Below are 23,475 nucleotides of genomic sequence, written 5' to 3' on the forward strand. Positions count from 1 at the left end.
GGCGCAGCGCTCGCGCGGGGTATGGAGCGGCCGCGTGGGCCGCTGAAGGGGCGGGGCGTAAAATTGAGCCCTTTTCATGGCGACGGCGCAGGCGTTTGATGCGTCACGGGCGCTCGCCTCCACCCAGAATTTTCCCATGGCAGATCAAGACTCCACCCCTTCCTCGGCGACTCCGGATTCCGGCGCAGACTACAACCCGGCGCTGAGCAATGACGCGCTCGACGAGCTGGATGCCATGCTCGACGACATCCGCAGCCGCAACGAGGAGACGCCTCAGTGGGAATTCTGCGATGGCTACCTGACCGCGCTGGTCTGCACCCGCCGCCCCATCGACGTGGCCGAATGGCTGCCGATGCTGCTGGGCGACGGCCTCGAGATCGACGGCGTGTCCGAAGACGGCACGGTGCCGTTCCAGGCCGACGTCTTCAAGGACGAGGCCCAGCAGGCGCGCTTTCTCGAGCTGTGCCAGCTGCGTCTTGACGAAGTCGCCACGCAGCTCGACATCGAGACCGACGCGCTCGATTCGGATGACGCGTTCCAGCCCGAGTGCATGGACATGCGCGGCGCCATCGCCATCCTGCCCGAGGCGGAAAAGGCCGAAATGGAAGGCCAGGACATTCCCTCGTTCGGCCAGGTGTGGGCGCTGGGCTTCATGTTCGCGGTCGAGAACTGGCCCGAAGATTGGGCCGCGCCGCGCGACAAGGACGCCGCCAAGTGGATCGACGACTCGCTGGAGACCATCGTCGCCGTGACCGAGGACGACACCGGCAAGCCCACCGTCAACCTCTATGACGACCAGGGCCCCGCGAGCACCAGCCAGGACCGCGTGGAAAAGGTCGGCGAGATGATCTGGGCCTGCTACGACCTGCGCCAGATCTGGAAGAGCTTCGGCCCACGCGTGGAGACCGTGCGCAAGGGCAACGAGCCAGGCCGCAACGATCCGTGCCCCTGCGGCAGCGGCAAGAAGTACAAGAAGTGCCACGGCGCCTGAAGGCGCTGAGTTTGGGAGTCTCCTGAAAGGCGCGGTACATTCCCCCGCATGTACCACTGACTGACAGGGGCTCCCATGGATCGTGACGTTCTGCTGCCCGTAGCGCTGCTGCTGTCGTTTGTCGTGACGCTGCTGTGCTGGCGGCGCATCTGGCGGACCGAGGACCACTGGGCCTTCAAGACCTTCGGCGTATTGATGGCGGCGATTCCGTTCGTGGGACCGCTGTTTTATCTCTTCACCTGCATGCCGCCGCGCCGACCGCGTAGTGAGAATCCGCCGGATTTCCGAGGGCGGCATTGGCCGTGACACCTCTGCCCATGCCACTTGGATCGTGTCCGCGTGGGACGGTTGCAAACACGATCTTGGGCCGTACTCAGCCCAGCAGCTCGTTCAACCGCCTGATCGCATGTGCCATGGTCGCGGCGCGCACCATGGCGCGGTCGCCGTTGAAGTGCTGGACCTCGCTGTGCAGCGCGCCCTCGACCTGCCAGCCGAACCAGACGGTGCCGACGGGCTTGGCCTCGGTGCCGCCACCGGGGCCGGCGACGCCGGTCACGGCGATGCTGACCTGGGCCTGGGAGCGGAGCACCGCGCCGGTCGCCATGGCGCGCACCACGGGCTCGCTGACGGCGCCGTGCAGCAGCACCAGCATGCCGGGCACGCCGAGCAGGTCGGTCTTGGCGGCGTTGCTGTAGCTCACGAAGCCGCGCTCGAACCATTCACTCGAACCCGCCAGATCGGTGCAGGCGGCGGCGATCATGCCGCCGGTGCAGCTTTCTGCGGTGGCGAGCATGAGCTTGCGGGGCTTGAGCTTGGCGGCGAGCTGACGCAGCTGCGGCTCAAGCTGCTCGCTTGGCAGGCCGAACAGCTCCTTGAGCGACGATTGCGAGAATCCCTCCGGATTGTCTTGTTCCAGCATCAGATCCATCTCCAGACGGCGATCACGAGCAATGTGCAGAAGGCGGCCACGAGGTCATCGAACATGATGCCGAAGCCGCCGCGCCAGCCAAATCCCTTGAAGCACTGATCGGCCCATTTCACCGGGTGGGGTTTGACGGCGTCGAAAAAGCGGAACAGGCCGAAGGCGATGAGCTGGCCCCAGAAGCCCATGGGCATGGCCAGCCAGAGCACGATCCAGATGGCGACCACCTCGTCCCAGACGATGCTGCCGGGATCGGCCACGCCCATGTTGCGGGCGGTGACGGTGCAGGCGATCCAGCCGAGCACGAGCGAGACGGCGATCACGATGCCCATCTGCGCCTGCGTGAGCCACAGCTGCAGCACCAGAAACGCAAGCCATCCCCAAGCCGTTCCCACGGTGCCGGGTGCGAAGCGCGAGAGCCCGCTGCCGAAGCCGAGCGCGATCAGGTGCAGCGGATTGGCGAGCATGAATGACCGCAGCGACCGGCGCGGCGGCGGGGCGGGCGGCTTCGGCTCCGGCATCGGAGCGGGTGAATGGGACAGATCTTGCATGTTGCGTGAAGTCGGGGCGGCGTCTGGGCGCTGTCTCGCGGGATGCAGGGATCACCGTGATTCCTGCAGTCGCGCCTCCTTGGGGTAACGCAGTGTATGCGTTGCTACGAATCGCTGTGAAGAGGAGGGGGCAAGAGTCTCGTTCCAGAGGACCAAACCGGGGCGGCGCCCCCACTCCTTGTCGGCGGGAGCGGGTTCGTATTGTGACTTCACTTCGATCTGCTCGTTGCGCGAGACGGGCGCGGCTTCCAGCACCTGCAGGGCCACGGGGCGCTGGTGGCGGTTCTCGATGCGGTAGGCGTGCTGCTCCTTGCGCTCGACGTTCGAGCCGGTGAAGCCCGCCGTGCCCTGATTCTGCTGCTGGGGCTCGGCGGTGACGACGATGCGCTCGTCGCGGCCGAACGACAGGCCGACGCGCGCGAGCTCGTCATCGTTGTTGTTGAGCGTGCCCCGTCCGACATAGGCGCCGTCGCGGTACAGCGCCACCTGGGCCGTGGGCCAGACGCCCGGCAGCGTGGGCAACTGGGCCACGAGATATGCCGCGGCCTCCACGGCGGGCGAGGCGCGCGAGACGAGCTGGGAACGCACCATGTGCGTGCCCAGCGAGAGCGTGATCCGCTGGCCGCCCGAGGGAATCGTGATGCGCTGCGGCACGGCGAACTCGGTGGCGTAGGCGCCGTCGGCGACCTGCACGTCAAAGCGCGGCATCTCGGGCGCATCGGCCACGCCCCCTGCAGCGGGCATGGCCAGGGCAGCGGCAGGAGCCGGTGCGGCGGCGACCGCATATTCCGCTCGCGCGCGCTCCGGCGCCGGCTGCGCCACGTCCAGCGTCCATTGGTTTGGCAGCCGCCCTGCCGTGGCGCGCGTCGGCTGGCCGGTGGAGAGCGTGAGCTGGGCATTGCGCCAGTCCTCGCCGGTGTTCTGCGCGACGAGCGCCATGCGCTCGAGCTGGACCACATGGGTCGCGCTGTCCAGCGTCGCGCGGTAGTTGGGCGACCAGCTCGGGCCGCTCACCTGGTAGGTCAGACGCAGGTCGCTTTCACGCTCAGCGGCGAGCGTGATGGTGACGGTGGACACGCCGGTGATCGGCCCGGACGACCGGTTGCGCTCGTTGGTCAGGTGCTTGAGCGCGAGTTCCGCGATCTCCTGTCTGCGCTTGGCCTGATGCAGCTTGAGCAGCACGTCGTGCGACGAGCGGCGCAGCGCGTCCGTGGTGCTGTTGATGCTGGCCGAGCCGGGCGTGCCCGGTCCGCTGTGCGGCTCGTCGGGTGACTTGGTGGCGACCGTGTTCAGATAGCTCACCGCCAGTTGCAGCGATTCGGTCTCGGCCTTGGCCACCGCCACCTTGTCCTCGGCCTCGCGCACCTGGTCATCGAGCGGCGTGGTGCATTGGCTGTCCAGATTCCGATCCTGCATCTTGATGCTGGTCTCGCCAATGCGCACGCTGGCGTCCGCCTGCACCTGCAGGCTCTGGACATCGAGCATGGGGCTGGGCGGAAGGCAGCGGATGGTGACGCTGCGCGCACCGGCCGGCACGCGCACCATGCGCTCCACCGTGGCGCTGCCGGGGTAGACCTTGACCTGCGTGATGCTGGAGCCGCTGTCGGCGGCCAGCGCGGACAGGGGCGCGGCCAGCAGGCCGGCGCAGATCGCGGACACAAGAGCGGCAGGAGAGGGTACCCGGGCAATGCGGGCACGCGGAATCGATGGTGTGGGCATGGAACCTCGTGATCAGTTGCGCGGCAAACCCCATGCTAACAGCGCGCTATGCAAAATGATCGAACGAGGACCATTTCTGCTGGGGCAGCGTATTTCCCTGCGCATCCAGCACGCGGATGCCGGGTGCGGCGGTGACGTGGCCAATGCGGGTGACCGGCGTGCGGGTCTCACTGGCCGCCGCGAGCACCTGATCGCGACGGTCCGCTGGCGCGGTGAAGGCCAGTTCGTAGTCATCCCCGCCCGCGAGCGCGCACTGGTACCACTGTGCGTCCGGCAGGATCAGAGTCGACTTGCGAGCGGCCATGGTCTGCAGGGCCGCATCGGCGTCGATGTCGGCGCCTACCTGCGACTGCTCGAGGATGTGCGAGAGATCACCGAGCAGGCCGTCGCTGACGTCGAGCGCGCTGCTCGCGATGCCGCGCAGCGCCGTGCCGAGCGCGACGCGCGGCGTGGGGCATTCGAGGCGCAGGCGCGCGGCGCTGAGCGCGTCGGGCGGCAGGTCGATCTTGCCGAGTAGCGCGTCGAGCGCAAGCCGCGCATCGCCAAGCGTGCCGCTCACCCAGATGTCGTCGCCGGGCCTGGCGCCGCTGCGCAGCAGGGCCTTGCCGGACGGCACTTCGCCGAACACGGTGATGCAGATGTTGAGCGGGCCGTGTGTGGTGTCGCCGCCCACGAGCTCGATCTCGTGCGCGTCGGCCAGCGCGAGCAGCCCTTCGGCGAAGCCCTTGAGCCAGACCTCGTTGGCCTCGGGCAGCGAGAGCGCGAGCGTGAAGGCCAGCGGCTTCGCGCCGCAGGCGGCGAGATCGCTGAGGTTCACGGCCAGCGACTTGTGGCCCAGATGGACGGGGTCCACATCGTCGAAGAAATGCCGCCCCGCGACCAGCATGTCGCTGGACACCGCAAGCTGCATGCCGGGAGCCACGCGCAGCAATGCGCAATCATCGCCCACGCCAAGTGCGGCGCGACGGACGGGGCGCGTGAAATAGCGCGCGATCAGATCAAATTCACCCATGTGCGAAGCATAGGGCATCCCCCTGTGCGCAATGGAGAAGTGCGAATGCCGCGGGCATGTTTTTGCCATCTTTCACCACATCGAAAGGCGCGGTGCAGTGCAGTGTCGTGCTGTGCTGTGCTGTGCGGCAGGGTGGGGCGAGGCGAGGCGAGTGCGCTCTCACCGTGACCGGTGGACAGCGGCCTCCAGAGGTACGTCTCAAGCGCCTCGGAATTTCAGCGACGCCTGACGGCTCACTTCGGCGAGCATCTGCTCCTCGCGCTGGCGATCGCGCAGCCAGCGCGCGTCGTTCTGTCCTGCCTCGACATCGGCGCGCAGCAGCTGCAGCGCACCCGTCGCGCCCTGTGCCTCGGCATAGGGGGCGATCCTGTCCATGGTCTGCAGAATGTGGTCGCGCAGTTGCATGTGCGTGCCGGTGGGCGGGTCGACGTACACGGCGTCGAGCCCGAAGCGGCAGGCCTGGAAGCGGTTGTAGGTGTAGACGAGGTAGTCGTCTTCCTCGGGCGTGAACGGCTGCTCGTTGAGGAACCATGCGCCGAGCGACTGCACATAGCCCGCGAGCGCGGCGGCGCGTTCGATGGTCAGTGGGGTGTCGAACACGCGGATCTCGATGGTGCCGTACTCGGGCTTGGGGCGGATGTCCCAGTAGAAGTCCTTCATGCTCTTGACGACGCCGGTGTGCGTCATCTTGTCGAAGTAGTTCTCGAACTCGCTCCAGTGCAGCACGCAGGGCGCACGGCCCGAGAGCGGAAATGCGAACACCGAGTTGAGACGCGCCGAGTCGAACTGCGTGTCCTGCCCCTGCACGTAGGGGCTGGAGGCCGACAGCGCGATGCAGTGCGGGATGTAGCGCGACATGCGGTGCAGCATCAGCAGCGCGGCATCGGCGTCGGGGCAGCCGATGTGCACGTGCTGGCCGAAGATGGTGAACTGCTTGGTGAGGTAGCCGTAGAGCGCCGAGAGCTCGTGAAAGCGCGGCTTGTCGTAGATGCGGCGCTCGTGCCACTGCTGGAACGGGTGCGTGCCGCCACCGACCACGGCGATGTTGAGCTTGTCGGCGCTCTTGACCAGCGCGTCGCGGATCGGCGTGAGCTGGCTGAGCACCTCGCTGCACGAATGGCAGACGTCGGTCGAGATCTCGATCATCGAGTTGGTCATCTCGGGCACCACGCTGCCGGGCAGCGGCGTCTTGAGCATCAGGCGCAGCATGTCCTCGGCGTAGGGCGCGAGGTCGTAGTCGTGCGTGTTGACGAGCTGCAGCTCGAGCTCCACGCCCAGCGTCAGCGGTTCGGAATGGTGGAAGGCTTCAAGACTCACGTGGATCGTCTCCGGACTTGGCCGCGGGCAGCTCGGCCCAGGGCTTGTGGGTTTCTCCGGCGCGGTAGAGCGCGACCGTGGCGATCACCGCGCCGAACACTTCCATGAGCAGGATGGTGGGCAGCGCGATGCTGGAGATGACCTCTCCGGTGGCGGCCGAGGCCGCCATGAACTGCGAAGCGATCAGCAGCGCGATCGAGGACATCGGCATCATCGTCGCGCCCACCCAGACCGCCTGTCGCCAGCTCGCGCCGGTGCCGATGTTGCCGATGCCCACGCCGAGCGCCTTGGCCACGAGCCGCACGACGATCAGCGTGAGGACCGTGCCGGCGATCGCGAGGTTCCAGTCCGCCTGCGCGGCCACGGTGGACACGAGCACGAACATCAGCATGGTGAGCACCGAAGACGCCGTGCCGAACTGCCGGGGCAGCGCCCAGGGGCGTGGATGCAGCTGCTTGATGAGCATGCCGCCGATCAGCGCCGCCAGTGGTGCGGAGCCGCCCAGATGCGCGGCGATGGCGGTGCTCGCGGCGATCAGCGAAAGCACGAGAATCGAGGTGTTCTCGCTCGCTGGGCTCATGTAGCGCAGCGCGATGCGGATCAGGCCCGAGAGCAGGGCGCCCACGACGATGGACACGCCGAACATCACCAGCACCGGCGGCACCACCTCGAAGAAGCCGCTGCCGGGGCGGCTGAGCATCTCGGCATGCGCGCCGCCGAAGGTGAGCGCATAGAGCGTGGACAGCGTCGCGAGCACCATGGCGCGATCCGTCACGGGACCGGCCGCGCGCGTGTCGGCCACGACGCGCGAGACCACGGCGGGCGACGCGGCCATGGCGACCAGCGCGATGGGGCCTGCAGCCTCTCTGGGCACGTTCAGCCACAGCATGGTCCAGAAGACAGCGAAATAGGTGAGCGCCGACTCGGCGATGCTCTGCACCAGCACCATCGGGTTGTGGCGGAACCAGCGCCAAGGGATGCGTCCGCCCGCATCGAACAGCACGATGGAGATCGCGAGTTCCATGATGAACAGGCCGATGCCCTGCAGCGGCCATTGCGCGCCGCTGAAGCCCAGCAACCCGGCCACCATGCCGACGATGGAGTAACCCACCACCTTGGGCAGGCCGGTATGGCGATACACCAGATATCCGCAGGTGGAAGCCACCGCCAGCAACAGCGCCCATTGCACCGTCGGCAGTCCCGCGGAGGGGCGCAGCCACTGCCCCCAGAAACTCATCAGCTCATTCATGTTTGCTGTCCTCTGATCGTTCGCCGAGGTGCAGCGCGAGTGGATGTTCGCGCTGCCCGCTCGCCGCGCGCGATGGCGCGGGTGGCGGAATCGGCGAACCGATGAGTCAGTGCCGAAGCACGGTGAGCGAACCCCTTTTCAGCACTGGGCCTGGAAGGGTGACCGCCGTGTGTCTCCATGAATCGGGAGGTTGCTATGCCCGGTGGGCCGTCGATTCATGGTGTGATGGCGCACACGATATCAGACGTTGGTGCGGGATGGCGCAAAAAAGCTCAGCGGAGAATGGAATATGCGTCTGCGAAGCGCGCGCGCAATCCGCGAGCGCTCCACGCCCGTCACGTTCTGCGCCCGCAGCGCGAGCAGGAACGCGAGGTAGAAGCTCACCAGCACGTTGAGCGCTCCGATGAACGGCAGCGTCGCCATCGACCACCAGAACGCGGACATGTGCAGTACTTCGGGGCCGAGCGCGGAGGCGGCCGCTGCCATCTGGCCGGTGGACAGCGTGACGTGGCGCACATCGAGTCCCAGCCCGAAGAACGCCGCGATCACCGGCACCAGACCGAGCATGAAGCCGAGCGAAATGTTCGCCGCAAGCCCGGACAGGTTGTTGCGCAGAAAGCGTGCGATGCGTGCCGCGCGCGCGGCGCCGATGGTGCGGGTGATGCGCGGGTTGTAGTGGATCGCGGCATCGAGGCGGTGCAGCACGAACCAGTTCTCGACCCAGCCCGCGAAGATGCTCGAGCTGAACAGCAGCACGCCGGTGAACGCCGCGAACAGCAGCGAGCCACCCCAGGGCTTGAGCGAGTCGATCACGTGCTGCGCTTCCTTCTCGCTGATGGTCGAATGGCCGAACAGTCTGGCCAGCAGCAGCGTGATGCCGAGCACCGCCGGAAACACGATCAGCACGTTGCCGAGAATCGCCGCGACCTGCGAGCGCACGAGGTGGGTGACCTCGTCGACGAAGGCTTCCTCGCTGCCCTCGCTCTCGATGTCCTTGAGCTTTGCCGCCATCGCGGGCGCCGTCATCGCGGGCTGCTTGGTGGCGACGGTGAAGTGAAGCAGCTGCACCAGCACGAAGCTCGCCGCGTAGTTCACGCCGGCCCAGAAGCCGCTCCAGAACGCGGAGAACGCAAACGTGTAGAGCCAGAACTTGATCAGCGTGGTGAAGGCCATCACGAGGCCACCACCGGCGGCCTTGGCCACCATCGCAAAATACTCCGAGGGCGTGCGCGTGATGTAGTGCGAGCCGGTCTCGGCATTGCGCTCGGCCACCTTGGCGGCGAGCAGCGACGAGTTGGCTGTGAACAGCGCCTTCAGGCTGCGGCGCTCGCGGCTCACGCTCACCAGGCGCGCCATCAACCGCGTGGCGGCCACGGCGGGCTTGGGCGAGAGCAGGCATTCGAGCAGTTCGCGCACCCGCAGAATCCGCGCGCGCAACTGGCGGATGCGGAACACGAGGCCCACGGAAATGCCGTTGTCCTCGAAGTGCGTGTAGACCGAGTTGGCCGCGTTGCGACAGGCGTCCAGCCGCTCGCGCAGACGCGCGACCGTGGCGTCGAGCCGGTTGGTGGTGCGCAGTGGGTGCAGCACCTCCACACGCAGGCTCTCCGCATCGCTGATGAGCGCGTGAAACGGCTGCGCGTCGCGCATTTCCTCGGTCATGCGAAGGCGCAGCTCGGGCGCGAAGCCGGTTGCGAGGATGTTGCCCGCGCAGTAGGTGATGGCGTCGGCCAGCGCATGTTTCCAGCGCGTCGCGCCGTCCGTGAGTTCGTGCTCGGGGGTGAGCACGAGGCTCAGGCGATTGATCAGGTCCTCGTCGAGCGCGCCCAGCCAGCGCGCGTCGAACTCGCTGTGCAGCGAAGCCATGAACAGCTCGGACGCGTCGATGGTGTCGGGGTTGTTCGGCAGCAGCTTGTGGCGCAGGCGCTCGGCCAGTTCGCTGAACATCGAGGTGCGCTGTGCAAAGCCGAAGTCGGCCAGCAGCATAGTGATGTCCACCGACTCCACTATGGCCTGCCACCACCGCTGCAGGCGTTCGCGCAGCACGGGGGACTGCTCGGCCATGGACACGAGCTCGTTCACGCGCCCGGCTGCGGCCTCCACCGACTGGCTGTCGCCACGGACCCAGTCGAGCAGCGCGATCAGTTGCAGATTGCGCTGTGCGAGGGAGGCCTTGGGATCGATGGGGGTGAGGAGCTGCGCGAGCGACTTGGCGTTGTTCTCTGCGCGTTTCTTCAATGGAGCACCCGGTGGGAGGAGGAGCTGTCGTGGCTGCCGCCGCGCAGCGCTTCGAGCGCGAACAGGCTGATCGGGCTGGTGAACTGCTCGCCGTCTTCGGCCACGCAGAAATAACTGCCGTGCATGGTGCCGGATGCCGTGCGCAGACGGCAGCCGCTGGTGTACTGGAACGATTCGCCGGGCCGCAGCAGGGGCTGCTGGCCGACGACGCCGAGGCCCTTGACCTCTTCGGTGTGACCGCGCGAGTCGCTGATGATCCAGTGGCGCGAGATCAGCTGGGCGGGCACGTCGCCCGTGTTGGTCACGGTGATCGTATAGGCGAAGCCGAAGACTTCGCGTTCTGGATCGGATTGGTCGGGCAGGTACTCGGGGAACACCTCGACCGCGAATTGGTATTTGGGCATGCCGCAATGGTAACGGGATGCAGGAAAAAGCCCCTGAAAACCCCAGCTGGCGTGATGGGCGAGGGTCGTCAAACGTCTCTCAGACGGCCGAGCCTCAGCAAAGGGAACGGGTTGCTGCGAAAATCGGGGGATGACCTCCCAATTCCGCATCGCACCCTCGATTCTTTCCGCCGACTTCGCCCGTCTGGGTGAAGAAGTGCGCGACGTGATCGCCGCCGGCTCCGACTGGATCCACTTTGACGTGATGGACAACCATTACGTGCCCAATCTCACGTTCGGCCCGATGATCTGTCAGGCGCTCAAGCCGCACGCCAAGACCGCCGCCGGCGTGGCCGTGCCGGTCGACGTGCACCTGATGATCGAGCCCGTGGACGCGCTCGCCGCCGCCTTCGCCGACGCCGGAGCCGACTACATCAGCTTTCACCCCGACGCGTCCGCCCACGTGCACCGCAGCGTGCAGGCGATCAAGTCCAAGGGCGTGAAGGCCGGTCTGGTGTTCAACCCCGCCGCGTCGCTCGACGTGCTGGACTGGATGATCGACGAGATCGACCTCATTCTGATCATGAGCGTCAACCCCGGCTTCGGCGGCCAGAGCTTCATCGACTCGGCCCTGCGCAAGATCGAAGAGGCACGCAAGCGCATCGACGCATCGGGCAAGGACATCCGGCTGGAGGTGGACGGCGGCGTCAAGGTGGACAACATCCGCCGCGTGGCCGATGCCGGTGCCGACACGTTCGTCGCGGGCAGCGCGATCTTCGGCAAGAGCGACTACGCCGCCGAAATCGCCAAGATGCGCAAGGAACTCGGAACACGCGCCTGAGAGCGTCAACACGCTCTGAGCCGCCTGGCTCGGTGAGTGGCCACTCCAGCAAAGCAAAGAGGCGCCCACGGGCGCCTCTTTGTCATGGGGAGGGGCCGGATTACTTGCTGCGGACCGGTGTCGTCGCCTCGAGCAGCTCGCCGCCGCCGTTCACCGAGCCGGAGGAGCGCGCATTGCGCACGCGCGCTTCGCAGTCGCTGCGGCCTTCGTCGGTCTTAAAGACGGCGCAGCGAGCCATCGCATTGCGCTCCTGCGCTTGGGAGTCAGGGGCGGTGAGCTGGCCGCTGCGGCCGGCCTGGCGTGCGGCTGCCGCCTCGCGCTGGCAGATCTGCTGATTCTGAGAAGAGCAGCCCGCTTCGCTTGGGGCGGCGTGGGACTTGGCTGCCTGAGCGCCGACGGTCGCGAAGCCCATCAGCAGCGCCACGGGAATGGCGCGCAGCGCGGCCGAAGTGGAGAGCGAAAAACGCATGGTGAAACCTCCTGGAAAAATGTGGGCACCCACGGGCCGGAAGTACAGAATCCGGATGCCCGCGCGGGCCGGTTGAATCCAGCATAAGAGCTGAAACGACGCATTTTTGTACGCCTCCCGGCGCTTGGAATGTCGGACAGCACGGACAATTGGCGGCTTCTTGACGTCTGTCGGATTCAGATTGTCACCAATACTTGCCGCTGAACATTTGAAAGGTTTGAGTTATGGAAACCGCTTCCGCTCCCCATCTGCTGCGCTCCTGCGTGGCCGTGATGATCGACCTCGACGGGACCATGGTCGATACGCTGGGAGACTTCGCCAAGGCCATCGACGGCATGCTGGACGACCTGAAGCTGCCTGCTCTGGACGCACGCCACATCGAGCACATGGTCGGCAAGGGCTCGGAGCACTTGCTGCACTCGGTGCTCACGCATGTGCTGACCGAGGCCGGCGAGCCGCAGGTGAGCGCCACCGTGGCACGCCTGATGCCCGAGGCCTGGGAGCGTTACCAGTGGCACTATGAACGCGTCAACGGGCAGTTCTCGACGCTCTATCCCGGCGTGGCGGAAGGAGTTGCGGCGCTGGCGAAAGCGGGCTATCCGCTGGCCTGCCTCACCAACAAGCCGACCGCCTTCGCGCACGAGCTGCTCAAGGCCAAGGGGCTGCACGGCTACTTCGGTCACGTGTTCGGCGGCGATGCCTTCGAGCGCAAGAAGCCCGATCCGATGCCACTCGTGAAGACCTGCGAGGCGCTGGGAACCGCGCCCGCGAAGACGCTGATGGTGGGCGACTCCAGCAACGACGCGCAGGCGGCGCGTGGTGCCGGTTGCCCCGTGGTGTTGGTCACCTACGGGTACAACCACGGTGAGCCGATCCGCGCGGTGAACGCGGATGCGTTCGTGGATTCGCTGATGGAGCTGACCGCGCGCTAGGCTCCGCGAAGCATGGCTGCGAGCCCTGGCCCGACGCCATGCGCGTCGAGAGCCGGGGGAGGCGCGAAGCGACTCAGGAGCTCAGAAGCTCTCCCACTGATCGTGACTGTCCGTCGCATTGCGTTCCTTGATGCGCTGCACCGACGCGGCCACGCTGTTCGGCGTGGCGCTGAAGTTGCGCTGACCCAGGGTCTGCGGGGCGCTGTGCGTGACCGAGGCAGGGTGTCGCGACTGCATGCGCTGCTCCGCGCCCAGCGCTGCGGACTTGCGCTGCTGCAGGGCCTGGGCGTAGTTGTGGTCATGCTCATGCTCTTGAGAGACGCGGAACACGGCCACGGCCTGCACCAGCTGCGCTGCCTGGGTCTTGAGGCTGTCGGCCGCCGCGGCGCTTTCCTCGACCAGTGCGGCGTTCTGCTGCGTGGCGTGGTCCATCTGGGTGATGGCCTCGCCGACCTGGCTCACGCCCGCGCTCTGTTCGCTGCTGGCGGCGCTGATCTCGCCCATGATGTCGGTGACGCGGCGGATCGCGTTGACCACTTCGGTCATGGTCTCGCCGGCCTTGTCGACCAGGTGCGTGCCCTGCTCGACGCGCTCGACGCTGGCGTTGATCAGCGACTTGATTTCCTTGGCCGCTTCGGCACTGCGCTGCGCGAGCACGCGCACCTCACCCGCCACCACCGCGAAGCCGCGACCCTGCTCACCGGCGCGCGCTGCTTCCACGGCGGCGTTGAGCGCGAGGATGTTGGTCTGGAAGGCGATGCCGTCGATCACGCCGATGATGTCGGAGATCTTGCGGCTGGAGTCGTTGATGCCCTTCATCGTGTCGACCACTTCCGCCACCACGTTGCCGCCCTGCACGGCGACCGAGCTGGCGTTCATCGCGAGATGGTTGGCCTGGCGCGCGTTGTCGGCGTTCTGGCGCACGGTGGAGCCAAGCTCTTCCATGGACGCGGCGGTTTCCTCGAGCGCGCTGGCCTGCTGCTCGGTGCGCGAGGACAGGTTGTTGTTGCCCTGGGAGATCTCGGCGCTGGCGATCGCCACGCTCTCGGCATTGGCGCGCACGTCCGAGACCAGTTGCGAGAGATTGTTCTGCATGTACTGCAGCGCCTGCAGCAGGCGCGCGGCTTCGTCCTTGCCGTTGGCGACGATGGGCTGGGTGAGGTCGCCTTCCGCGATCTGGCCCGCGCGCTGCGCGGCCAGCTGCAGCGGGCCGGTGATCGAGCGCGTCAGCAGATAAGACAGCACGATGCCCAGCAGCAGCGCGATGACGGAGCAGACGATCAGAATCTGGCGGCCCTGCGCGGCCTTCTGGTCGGCTTCGTGGCGGGTCTGCTCGTAGAGGGCCGTCTGGCGCTCCTCCATGCGCATGATGGCGCCGATGTAGTTGTTCGCCGCCGCCTTGAGTTCGGTCTCGAGCTGCTGGGTCACGTCTTCGCCGCCGTCGCGTCGATTGAGCAGCGACTCGCGCAGCTTGCGATAGATGTCGCGCGATGCTTCGATTTCCCTGAGCAGGCTGATGCCTTCCCCGCCCGAGGTCAGATCCGCGATGACCTTGCGCGCGACTTCGGCATCTTCCATGGTCTTGCGGATCTCTTCGCGCCAGGTCTTGAGGTTGCCGATGTCGGTGTCGAGCAGCGCGGTCTGCGTGCGCAGCCAGTTCTGCTCGACCGAGTTGTGCCACGTGACGGCTGCGCGCAAGCGGTCGTTGTCGGTCGTGGTGAGTTGCCGGGTGGTGTCGGCGAGCTCCTGCAGGCGCCACACGCCGATGCCGGCGATGACGAGGGTGATCAACAGAATCAGGCTGAAGGCAAAGCCCAGGCGCACTCCGACCTTGGCGTTGGCGAGTCTCATCAAGTAGTCCTTCCGGGCATGCAATGAGAGTCAAGCACTCTCAAATCAGTAATAGTTTCTAACAACAAACGCAAATTGAAAAACTGCCATACCGAGGAGTTGATGCTTTTTGACGACAAGACCCAGTTTGTGTGGTGATTTTGGAGGTTGGTTTGACGAAGGTTTCAAGCATCTCGGCTGGGTTTGCTATGGATTTTGGGGCATTGTCCATGGCGCCGAGTGTCAGGGGTGAATTTTTGTCAAATTGTGTCAGCGGCTCGCATTCGTTCGTGCTCGCTGGCACCTCCCGTCCCGTCAGGCTTTCTTCCCGAGCAGGCCATCCTTGAGTTTCCAGTCCGCCGGTTGCGGGCCCAGCCAGATGCCCAGCAGGGCGTTGAAGAATTCGGGCTCCTTGAACGGCTCGCCCTGCTGCTGGCCGCGCACGGTGATGATGGTGCCCGTGCCCGGCACCCAGTCGACCATGAAGACGTCGCCCGCCTGCAGCTTCTTGTGCTCCGAGAAGATCTGGCTCATGCGCAGCACGCCCGGCACCAGCTTGGAGAAGGCCGCCTTGTCCATGTTGTCTTCCATGCCGCGCGAGAACAGCTTGCCGAGCTCGGACGAATCGATCTCGCGCAGCATGCTCACCATGAGCCGCTTGGGGCCGGACATGGAGAACACCTCGGCGGGCGTGCTCGCGGGCTTCTCGAGATAGAGCCCTGCGGCGTAGACCTTGAACACCGCCTTGTAGCGCACGCCCGCGCCATTGAGCTGCAGCGTGCTCTGCTGCACTTGCTGGCTCGCGGCGAACGTGACGCCGCCGACCTCCATGGCGGACGCGGCATGGGCAAGGCCGGTGGACACCGAGGCCAGCGCACAGGCGAGCGGTGCCAGAACCAGCGCACGACGGGTGGATGAAATCATCGTTTGTCTCCCAATAATAGAACGAGCGTGCTTTTATCATCCCAGTTTGAGACAAATTTCCGAAGGCGGCCACAGGGTTTTCGCGCAGTTTTCCACGGATTCCGGCGGGGTTGTGCAGTGCGCAACGTCGGAATGTCATCCAGTCTTGCTACACTGACGGCCTATGTTCATTCATCGCATCGCAATTGCAGGTTCGGGAGACCGGGGAGCTTGGCCCTGGCGTAAGCCTGCGTCATCGATGTCGTGAAGCACCTGGGGCACACCCAGCGTGCACCCGTCGCTTCCTGCACGAGGAAGCGGAAATTGAATGAATCCGCAACACACCCTCAGGCCGCTGAAACGAAAGCGCGCGCCGCATGTGTTGCAGAGCTGGGAACTCACCTGTGATTACAGAACTTGAATTCAAAAGTCTGGCCTCGGAAGGCTTCAACCGCATTCCGCTGATCGCCGAAGCCTTTGCGGACCTCGAAACTCCGCTGTCTCTCTACCTCAAACTCTCCCACGCGCGTGGCGACGGCACGAACAGTTTTCTGCTCGAATCCGTGGTCGGTGGCGAGCGCTTTGGCCGCTACAGCTTCATCGGCCTGCCGGCGCGCACGCTGCTGCGCGCGAGCGGCTTCGGCGCAGCGGCCAAGACGGAGGTCGTCACCGACGGTCAGGTGGTCGAGTCCGCCGCGGGCAATCCGCTCGACTTCATCGCCGAATACCAGAAGCGCTTCAAGGTCGCGCTGAGCCCGGGCCTGCCGCGCTTCTGCGGCGGTCTCGCCGGCTATTTCGGCTATGACGCCGTGCGCTACATCGAGAAGAAACTCGAAAACTCGTGCCCGCCCGACACGCTGGGCTGCCCCGACATTCTGCTGCTGCAGTGCGAGGAAGTCGCCGTCATCGACAACCTTTCGGGCAAGCTTTATCTCATCGTCTACGCCGACCCTTCGCAGCCCGAGGCCTATGCCAAGGGCAAGAAGCGTCTGCGCGAGTTGAAGGAGCAGCTCAAGTACTCGGTGAGCGCCCCGGTCGTGCGGGCCACCGAGAACCATCCCGCCGAGCGCAGCTTTGCCAAGGCCGACTACCTCAAGGCCGTGGGCGAGGCCAAGGAGCTGATCGCTGCGGGCGACTTCATGCAGGTGCAGGTCGGCCAGCGCATTCACAAGCGGTACACCGAAAGCCCGCTGTCGCTGTACCGGGCGCTGCGTTCGCTGAACCCATCGCCGTACATGTATTACTACAACTTCGGCGATTTTCAGGTGGTGGGCGCAAGCCCGGAAATTCTGGTGCGCCACGAAGCCGTGCCTGAAGGCCACAAGGTGACGATTCGCCCGCTGGCCGGAACGCGTCCGCGCGGTGCAACGCCCGAGAGCGACAAGGCGGTCGAGCAAGAACTCATCAACGACCCGAAGGAGCGCGCCGAGCACGTGATGCTCATCGACCTCGCGCGCAACGACATCGGCCGCATCGCCAAGACCGGCACCGTGAAGGTGACCGAGGCTTTTGCCGTGGAACGCTACAGCCACGTGATGCACATCGTCAGCAACGTGGAAGGCATTTTGAACGACGGCATGACCAGCATGGACGTGCTCAAGGCGACGTTCCCCGCAGGCACGCTGACCGGCGCGCCCAAGGTGCACGCGATGGAAATCATCGACAAGCTGGAGCCGACCAAGCGCGGCATTTATGGTGGTGCGTGCGGTTACCTGAGCTATGCGGGCGACATGGATCTGGCGATTGCGATTCGCACCGCCATCGTCAAAGACGGCATGCTGTATGTGCAGGCCGCGGCTGGTGTGGTGGCCGATTCGGTGCCCGAGCTGGAATGGAAAGAAACCGAGCACAAGGCGCGTGCGCTTCTGCGTGCATCGGAGTTGGTGGAAGAAGGACTCGAGTGAACAAGATGGCCCGCGCAATTGACAAAGTGAAGAACTGCGAAACGATGACCGATGTGCGCGCTGGCGTGAATGCGCTGGACGACATTCTGGTGCCGCTGCTGGTGGAGCGCGGTGGCTACATGACGCAGGCGGCCAAGGTAAAGAACGACGAGAACCTGGTGTTTGATCAGGACCGGATCGACGCCATCATCGAGCGCGTGCGCCCGCAGGCGGAACGCGAAGGCGGCAACGCCGATCTCATCGAGCGCATCTACCGCGCAATGATCGCCTGCTACATCGACTACGAACACGAAGAACTGGCGCGCATGCGCGCCGAGGGCCTGAAGCCCAGAAACGAATCCGGGAGCAACGCATCATGACTTCCAAAATCAAGCTGCTGATGGTGGATAACTACGACAGCTTCACCTACAACATCGTGCAGTACCTTGCCGAGCTGGGCGCGGACGTGCACGTGGTGCGCAACGACGAAGCGACGCTTGACGACGTGAAGGCGCTGGTCGAACGCGAAGGCATCACGCGCATCGTGATCTCGCCCGGCCCCTGCTCGCCGAACGAAGCGGGCATTTCTGTGGACACCATCAAGCACTTTGCGGGCAAGCTGCCGGTGCTGGGCGTGTGCCTTGGGCATCAGGCGATTGGCGCGGCGTTTGGTGGCGACATCATCCGCGCGGTGCAGCAGATGCACGGCAAGACCAGCGTGATCTCCACCGATCAGAAAGGCGTGTTTGCCGATCTGCCCAAGGAGTTCACCGTCAACCGTTACCACTCGCTGGTCATCGACAAGAAGACCTGCCCCGATGTGCTGGAAGTTACCGCGACCAGCGAAGACGGCGAGATTCAGGGCGTGCGCCACAAGACTCTGGCAGTGGAGGGCGTGCAATTCCACCCGGAAAGCATCCTCACCGAGCACGGCCACGCCATGCTGAAAAACTTTCTCGAACAACGCTGAAGCACGACGCAAGAACAAGAGGTTCACGAACCATGTCGATCACCCCTCAGGAAGCGCTTCAGCGCACCATCGAACACCGCGAAATTTTTCACGACGAAATGCTGCACCTGATGCGCATGATCATGCGCGGCGAGATGTCGCCCGTGATGACTGCCTCCATCATCACCGGCCTGCGCGTGAAGAAGGAAACCATTGGCGAGATTTCGGCTGCGGCTGAAGTGATGCGCGAGTTCTCCAACAAGGTCAACGTCGCGAGCAAGCAGAACCTCGTCGACATCGTCGGCACGGGCGGCGACGGTGCCAACACCTTCAATATCTCCACCTGCTCCACGTTCGTGATTGCTGCGGCGGGCGGCAAGGTCAGCAAGCACGGCGGGCGCAGCGTGAGCAGCAAGTCGGGCAGCGCGGACGTGATGGAAGCGCTGGGCGTGAACATCAACCTGAAGTCCGAGCAGATCGCGCAAAGCATTGCAGAAGTCGGCATCGGCTTCATGTTCGCGCCCAACCACCACCCCGCGATGAAGAACGTCGCGCCGGTGCGCAAGGAACTGGGCGTGCGCACCATCTTCAACATCCTCGGCCCGCTCACCAATCCGGCCAGTGCGCCCAACATTTTGATGGGCGTGTTCCACGAAGACCTCGTCGGCATTCAGGTGCGTGCGTTGCAGCGTCTGGGCGCAGAACACGCCATCGTGGTGTATGGCCGCGATGGGCTCGATGAAATCAGCCTGGGTGCGGGGACGCTTGTCGGCGAATTGAAAGACGGCGTGGTGCGCGAATATGAAGTGCATCCCGAAGATTTCGGCCTGCGTATGGTCGGCACGCGTGCCTTCCGTGTGGAGACGCCCGAAGAATCCAAGGCCATGCTGATGGGCGTGCTGAATGGCGATGACGGCCCGGCGCGCGACATCGTCTGCCTGAATGCGGGTGCTGCGCTTTATGCCGCCAATGTGGCATCCTCGATCGAGGATGGACTCAACAAGGCACGGGCGGCGCTGGACAGCGGCGCGGCTCTCAGGAAGCTCGAAGAGCTGGTGCAATTCACGCAGAAATGCGCTGCCTGATACGGCGCGCGGAGAACACGATATGTCAGATATTTTGAAGAAGATTTGCGACGTCAAACTTGAGGAAGTCGCCGCCGCGAAGAAGCGCATGTCGTTTGAAGCCATGCGCGCCGATGCGGAAAGCCGCGTGCTCACGCGTGACTTTCTGGGCGCACTCAAGGCCAAGATCGACAAGGGCCAGGCCGCCGTCATCGCCGAGGTGAAGAAGGCCAGCCCGAGCAAGGGCGTGATCCGCGAAGACTTCATTCCCGCCGACATCGCACAGAGTTATGCAGAAGGCAACGGCAAGGTGAGCGCGGCCTGTCTGTCGGTGCTGACCGATCGCCAGTTCTTCCAAGGCCAGCCCGACTACCTGAAGCAGGCGCGCGCAAGCTGCATGCTGCCGGTGCTGCGCAAGGATTTCATGGTCGATCCGTACCAGATTTACGAATCGCGCGCGATGGGCGCCGATTGCGTTCTGCTGATCGCCGCCTGCCTCGACGATGCGCAGATGGTGGAGATGGAAAACATCGCGCGCAGCCTCGACATGGCGGTGCTGGTGGAAGTGCACGACGGCGAAGAGCTCGACCGTGCGCTGAAGTTGAAGACCCCGCTTCTGGGCATCAACAACCGCAATCTGCGCACGTTTGAAGTGAGCCTGCAGACCACGCTCGATCTGCAAAAGCGCGTGCCTGCGGAGAAGCTGCTGGTCACGGAGTCCGGCATTCTCGCGCCCGCCGATGTGAAGACCATGCGCGATGCGGGCATCAACGCATTTTTGGTTGGCGAGGCGTTCATGCGCGCGGATGAGCCGGGCGAGGCATTGGCCAAGCTGTTTGCCTGAACCGCCGAAATCGGGACATGGCATTGAGTGAAAGACTCAGGAAACGGGCGAATATTGAAATCTATTGGATTGTCGTTCCAATGGTAAAATAACATAAATTCAATATAATCCACCGCAAATCCGTTGCGTGATACTGCGCTCCTCAAGAATAAATCACTACGGGTGAGCGGTCATGCAGATCATTGCGTCGATAGGGAAAACAGTGCGCGCACGTCTTGCGGCTTGCGCGGTTCTCGCCGGGATGGCATTCCTTTCCGCCGGTGCGCATGCGCAGGCCACGCGTACATGGGTTTCCGGCGTGGGCGACGATGTCAACCCTTGTAGCCGAACGGCGCCCTGCCAGACGTTTGCGGGTGCCATCAGCAAGACGGCTTCGGGAGGCGAGATCGACGTTCTGGATCCGGGCGGGTTCGGAGCCGTCACCATCACCAAGCCCATCATTCTGGATGGCAGCCAAGGCTCCATCGGCAGCATCCTCTTCTCTGCCACCAACGCCATCAACATCAATCTGCCCACCGGCGGGACGGTGGTGCTCAGGAACCTGTCGCTGACGGGGAGTGGAACGACCCTCGGACTGAACGCGATCCGGATTATCAAGGCGGATCAGGTATTCATCGAGAACGTGAAGATCCAGACGGCATCCAGAGCAGGCATTCTCATTGACCCCGGCGCGGAGGCCAAAGTGTTCGTCCAGAACACCTCGATCTACAACGTGAACTCCGGGACCACTGACAGCAGCGCAGCCATCCACTTGAAGAGCGATGCAAGCGTGGTTTATGTGTCCAACACCACCATCTCCGGCAGCCATCAGGCGTTCAGCCTCCTGAAGGATGACGACACACCGAGCACCGGAAAGATCATTTCCTTCAACAACAACCGGTTCGAAGGCAATACCGAGCCCAGTTCGCCCACCGACATCATCTACGAACGCTGAGCGCTCGCAGTACGGAGCCACGAGCCATGAAATGCCTCCAGAATTTGGGAGCGGGGTTGTTGTTGTCGGCTGCGGCCTTGAATACCGGATACGCCACGGAACTGCTGGCCAATGGTGGTTTTGAAACGAATGGGGGCGTCGGCACCGCGTCGTTTCCCGGTTGGCAGACCTTTGCGCAAGGTGGCTCGGTCGGAGGATTTCTCGCACAGCAAGGCACCAAAAGCGCAGCCACACCAGTGACCGTCGCCGCGCCGCCGCAAGGCAGCTTTGCCGCCATGAGCGACCAGCCTGGTCCCGGCAGTCATGTCATCTACCAGGATGTCGCCATCCCGGCCGGATATCCGGCGGCGCTGAGCGCGCAGGTCTATGTACAGAGCGCGAGCAGCCTCGCCGCAGCCCCCGCGTCGCTGGACTACACGCAGGCGGCGCCCAACCAGCAGGCACGCATTGACGTGATGAAGCCTGCTGCAGCGCTCGACGATGTAGGCGCCGGCGTGCTGGCCAATGTGTTCCAGTGGCCTGCGGCGGGGGCGACGCCCACGCATCAGGTGCAGGCGGGCGGCTACCAGACGGTGACCCTGGATCTCTCCGCCTATGCCGGGCAGACGATCCGGCTGCGCATCGCCGAAGTCGACAATCGCCAGAGCCTGTTCTTTGGCGTGGATGCGGTCAGCATCAACAGCGGCGCACCGGCGGCGCAATTGGGCGCACCCACCATCCTCAGCTACTTCGTTCAAGGCACGAGTGTGGCACTGACCTTCACGCCTGTGGCCAGCGTGCCGATGCAGACGGTGACGGGCTACGCCGCGCAATGCACGCCGCAGGGCGGTGGTGCGGCGCTCACGGGCAGCGCGGCCGCTTCGCCCGTCACGGTGGCGGGGCTGACGGCAGCGGCCGCCTATAACTGCACGGTTGCTGCCACCACGGCCTCAACGACTGGTCCGGCTTCCAACAGTGTGAGCTTTGCCGTGCCGATCACGGGATCGAACGGCGCGGTCGTGTCGGTGCCGACGGCAGGTGGTGCGGGCCTCGGCAGCGCCGCCATTGCGCTCAGCGGGGCCGGGGGCTCGGCCACGAGCTGCGTGCTGCAGCCCGTGTCGGGTTTTGTGCCGGCAACGAGCGCACCCGTGCCGCCGCCGCAAGGCGCTGCAGCGTTCCCGTTCGGCTTGCTCAACGTATCGGCCAGCGGCTGCGTGCCGGGTGCGACGGCGCAGTTGACGGTCACGCTCGCACAGGCGATTCCCGCCGGCGCGCAGTACTGGAAGTACGGCCCCACGCCGTCGAACAGCGCGCCGCACTGGTATGCATTTGCCGGCTTCAGCGCATCGGGCAGCAGCTACACGCTCACGCTCATCGATGGCGCAGAAGGGGACGATGACCTGTCGGCAAACGGCGTGATCGCGGACCCCGGCGGCGTGATGGTGACGCCCGGCAGCTCCGCTGGCGGCATTCCCGTGCCGGTGTGGGATCTGTGGGCGCTGCTGGGTGCCGGGCTGATGCTGTCGCTGGCCGCAATGCGGCGCCGGCATCCGCTGCGCCGCTGATGCGTGCATTCATCCGGTATCCTTGCGGCCTACGCTGCAGGGCAGCACTACCGGATGATTCCGCCGCTTCATGAGCACGCTAGACGCACTCTTCAACGACCCCGATGCTTCGATCACCCAGCTGACCAGCGCGTCGCCCGCCGACTGGTCGGTGGCCGCCGGATGGCAGCCGCTGGTGGATGATTTCTTTGCCAGCGCCAAAGGCCAGTCGCTGCTCGCACATCTGCAATCGCGGCTGGATGCGGGCGCGGTGATTTTTCCGCCCAAACCGCTGCGCGCGCTCGAACTCACACCGCCCGAAGAGGTGCGCGTGGTGATCCTCGGACAGGACCCGTACCATGGTCGCGGCCAGGCCGAGGGGCTGGCGTTTTCCGTGGCGCCGGGTGTGCGCGTGCCGCCTTCGCTGCAGAACATCTTCAAGGAAATGCAGCGCGACCTCGGCACGCCTTTCCCGCCCTTTCCCGATCCGGGCGGCAGTCTGGTGAAGTGGGCGACGCACGGCGTGCTGCTGCTCAACACCTGCCTCACGGTCGAGGAAGGCCAGGCCGCGAGCCACTCGGGCAAGGGCTGGGAGCTGCTGACCGATGCGGTCATCAAGCACGTGGCAATGGGCGACAAGCCGGTGGTCTTCATGCTGTGGGGCAACCACGCGCAATCCAAACGCGCCTTCATTCCGCAGGATCGCGGTCATCTTGTGCTGATGAGCAACCACCCCTCTCCGCTGTCGGCGCTGCGCCCGCCCGTGCCTTTCATCGGCAACGGGCACTTCGGCAAGGCGCGCGAGTTCCGCGAACGCAACGCGACCTGAGATCGTCAACCCGCTCTGGGGGCGTTTGCGCGTGCGCTCCGGCATGCGCGCAAACACGCAGACGGCGCGGCGCGCGGCGTGCGTAGAATGCG

General features: G+C 65.0%; 23 protein-coding genes. 12 read left to right on the forward strand and 11 right to left on the reverse strand.

All coding sequences use genetic code 11. From position 1 onward, the window contains the following. The first annotated feature begins 136 nt into the window (after positions 1-136). Both ISG32_RS00180 and ISG32_RS00185 read left to right on the forward strand, forming a co-directional pair. Entirely contained in the window at positions 137-991 is an 855-nt protein-coding gene (locus tag ISG32_RS00180; protein WP_194769026.1) for a YecA/YgfB family protein, read from the forward strand. Between the two features lie 75 nt (positions 992-1,066). Next, positions 1,067-1,297, forward strand: a complete 231-nt coding sequence (locus ISG32_RS00185) for a hypothetical protein (protein WP_194769027.1) — start codon at positions 1,067-1,069, stop codon at positions 1,295-1,297. 67 nt (positions 1,298-1,364) lie between these two features. Here the strand turns inward: ISG32_RS00185 and ISG32_RS00190 are convergent, their stop codons facing one another. The 8 genes from ISG32_RS00190 to apaG all read right to left on the reverse strand — a co-directional run bounded on the left by ISG32_RS00190 (position 1,365) and on the right by apaG (position 10,403). Then, positions 1,365-1,910 (reverse strand): CinA family protein, encoded by a 546-nt coding sequence (locus ISG32_RS00190; protein ID WP_194769028.1) that lies wholly within the window; start codon positions 1,908-1,910, stop codon positions 1,365-1,367. After that, a complete protein-coding gene (locus ISG32_RS00195; RefSeq protein WP_194769670.1) occupies positions 1,910-2,434 on the reverse strand; it encodes a phosphatidylglycerophosphatase A family protein in 525 nt (174 codons plus the stop codon). Before ISG32_RS00195 ends, ISG32_RS00190 begins: the two co-directional genes overlap by 1 nt. Positions 2,435-2,515: 81 nt before the next feature. Beyond that, positions 2,516-4,183: a DUF4139 domain-containing protein gene (locus ISG32_RS00200; protein ID WP_194769029.1), complete on the reverse strand. Its 1,668-nt coding sequence runs from the start codon at positions 4,181-4,183 to the stop codon at positions 2,516-2,518. A 46-nt stretch (positions 4,184-4,229) separates the two neighbouring features. Then, entirely contained in the window at positions 4,230-5,195 is a 966-nt protein-coding gene (thiL, locus tag ISG32_RS00205; RefSeq protein WP_194769030.1) for a thiamine-phosphate kinase, read from the reverse strand. A gap of 198 nt (positions 5,196-5,393) precedes the next feature. Next, the gene (locus ISG32_RS00210) at positions 5,394-6,512 is read right to left on the reverse strand and encodes a YbdK family carboxylate-amine ligase (RefSeq protein WP_194769031.1); all 1,119 of its coding nucleotides are present in this window, start codon (positions 6,510-6,512) and stop codon (positions 5,394-5,396) included. Continuing rightward, the gene (locus tag ISG32_RS00215) at positions 6,502-7,761 is read right to left on the reverse strand and encodes a cation:proton antiporter (protein WP_194769032.1); all 1,260 of its coding nucleotides are present in this window, start codon (positions 7,759-7,761) and stop codon (positions 6,502-6,504) included. The genes ISG32_RS00210 and ISG32_RS00215 overlap by 11 nt, the downstream gene beginning before the upstream one ends. Before the next feature lie 240 nt (positions 7,762-8,001). Further along, positions 8,002-9,999: a site-specific recombinase gene (locus ISG32_RS00220; protein WP_194769033.1), complete on the reverse strand. Its 1,998-nt coding sequence runs from the start codon at positions 9,997-9,999 to the stop codon at positions 8,002-8,004. After that, positions 9,996-10,403, reverse strand: coding sequence for a Co2+/Mg2+ efflux protein ApaG (gene apaG, locus ISG32_RS00225; protein ID WP_194769034.1), 408 nt, complete (start codon positions 10,401-10,403; stop codon positions 9,996-9,998). The genes ISG32_RS00220 and apaG overlap by 4 nt, the downstream gene beginning before the upstream one ends. 130 nt (positions 10,404-10,533) lie before the next feature. Here apaG and rpe point away from each other — a divergent pair, with 130 nt between their 5' ends. Beyond that, complete coding sequence (rpe, locus tag ISG32_RS00230; protein WP_194769035.1) at positions 10,534-11,223, forward strand: ribulose-phosphate 3-epimerase; 690 nt, start codon at positions 10,534-10,536, stop codon at positions 11,221-11,223. A gap of 100 nt (positions 11,224-11,323) precedes the next feature. Here the strand turns inward: rpe and ISG32_RS00235 are convergent, their stop codons facing one another. Continuing rightward, positions 11,324-11,692: a hypothetical protein gene (locus tag ISG32_RS00235; RefSeq protein ID WP_194769036.1), complete on the reverse strand. Its 369-nt coding sequence runs from the start codon at positions 11,690-11,692 to the stop codon at positions 11,324-11,326. Positions 11,693-11,916: 224 nt separating this feature from the next. Between ISG32_RS00235 and ISG32_RS00240 the strand changes: the two genes are divergently transcribed. Next, complete coding sequence (locus tag ISG32_RS00240; protein ID WP_194769037.1) at positions 11,917-12,624, forward strand: phosphoglycolate phosphatase; 708 nt, start codon at positions 11,917-11,919, stop codon at positions 12,622-12,624. Positions 12,625-12,705: 81 nt separating this feature from the next. Here the strand turns inward: ISG32_RS00240 and ISG32_RS00245 are convergent, their stop codons facing one another. Together ISG32_RS00245 and ISG32_RS00250 are read right to left on the reverse strand one after the other, a co-directional pair. Beyond that, positions 12,706-14,475: a methyl-accepting chemotaxis protein gene (locus ISG32_RS00245; RefSeq protein WP_194769038.1), complete on the reverse strand. Its 1,770-nt coding sequence runs from the start codon at positions 14,473-14,475 to the stop codon at positions 12,706-12,708. Positions 14,476-14,769: 294 nt separating this feature from the next. Next, positions 14,770-15,378 (reverse strand): chalcone isomerase family protein, encoded by a 609-nt coding sequence (locus tag ISG32_RS00250; RefSeq protein WP_228529503.1) that lies wholly within the window; start codon positions 15,376-15,378, stop codon positions 14,770-14,772. A gap of 383 nt (positions 15,379-15,761) precedes the next feature. On the opposite strand from ISG32_RS00250, the gene trpE reads away from it, so the two are divergent. From trpE to ISG32_RS00290, 8 genes are all read left to right on the forward strand, one after another. Continuing rightward, entirely contained in the window at positions 15,762-17,261 is a 1,500-nt protein-coding gene (gene trpE, locus ISG32_RS00255; protein WP_194769039.1) for an anthranilate synthase component I, read from the forward strand. A gap of 5 nt (positions 17,262-17,266) precedes the next feature. After that, the gene (locus ISG32_RS00260; RefSeq protein WP_194769040.1) at positions 17,267-17,620 is read left to right on the forward strand and encodes a chorismate mutase; all 354 of its coding nucleotides are present in this window, start codon (positions 17,267-17,269) and stop codon (positions 17,618-17,620) included. After that, positions 17,617-18,210 carry an anthranilate synthase component II gene (locus ISG32_RS00265; protein WP_228529505.1) on the forward strand — a complete coding sequence of 198 codons (594 nt, stop codon included), beginning with the start codon at positions 17,617-17,619 and terminating at the stop codon, positions 18,208-18,210. Before ISG32_RS00260 ends, ISG32_RS00265 begins: the two co-directional genes overlap by 4 nt. A gap of 32 nt (positions 18,211-18,242) precedes the next feature. Further along, complete coding sequence (trpD, locus tag ISG32_RS00270) at positions 18,243-19,274, forward strand: anthranilate phosphoribosyltransferase (RefSeq protein WP_194769041.1); 1,032 nt, start codon at positions 18,243-18,245, stop codon at positions 19,272-19,274. A 22-nt stretch (positions 19,275-19,296) separates the two neighbouring features. After that, positions 19,297-20,097, forward strand: a complete 801-nt coding sequence (gene trpC / locus ISG32_RS00275) for an indole-3-glycerol phosphate synthase TrpC (RefSeq protein WP_194769042.1) — start codon at positions 19,297-19,299, stop codon at positions 20,095-20,097. 172 nt (positions 20,098-20,269) lie between these two features. Then, positions 20,270-21,031, forward strand: coding sequence for a right-handed parallel beta-helix repeat-containing protein (locus tag ISG32_RS00280; protein ID WP_228529506.1), 762 nt, complete (start codon positions 20,270-20,272; stop codon positions 21,029-21,031). 26 nt (positions 21,032-21,057) lie between these two features. Further along, complete coding sequence (locus tag ISG32_RS00285; protein ID WP_194769043.1) at positions 21,058-22,575, forward strand: choice-of-anchor U domain-containing protein; 1,518 nt, start codon at positions 21,058-21,060, stop codon at positions 22,573-22,575. Between the two features lie 70 nt (positions 22,576-22,645). Next, the gene (locus ISG32_RS00290; RefSeq protein ID WP_194769044.1) at positions 22,646-23,383 is read left to right on the forward strand and encodes a uracil-DNA glycosylase; all 738 of its coding nucleotides are present in this window, start codon (positions 22,646-22,648) and stop codon (positions 23,381-23,383) included. The last annotated feature ends 92 nt before the right edge of the window (positions 23,384-23,475 follow it).

It is taken from the genome of Diaphorobacter caeni (assembly GCF_015354245.1).
Classification (GTDB): Bacteria; Pseudomonadota; Gammaproteobacteria; order Burkholderiales; family Burkholderiaceae_C; genus Diaphorobacter_A; species Diaphorobacter_A caeni.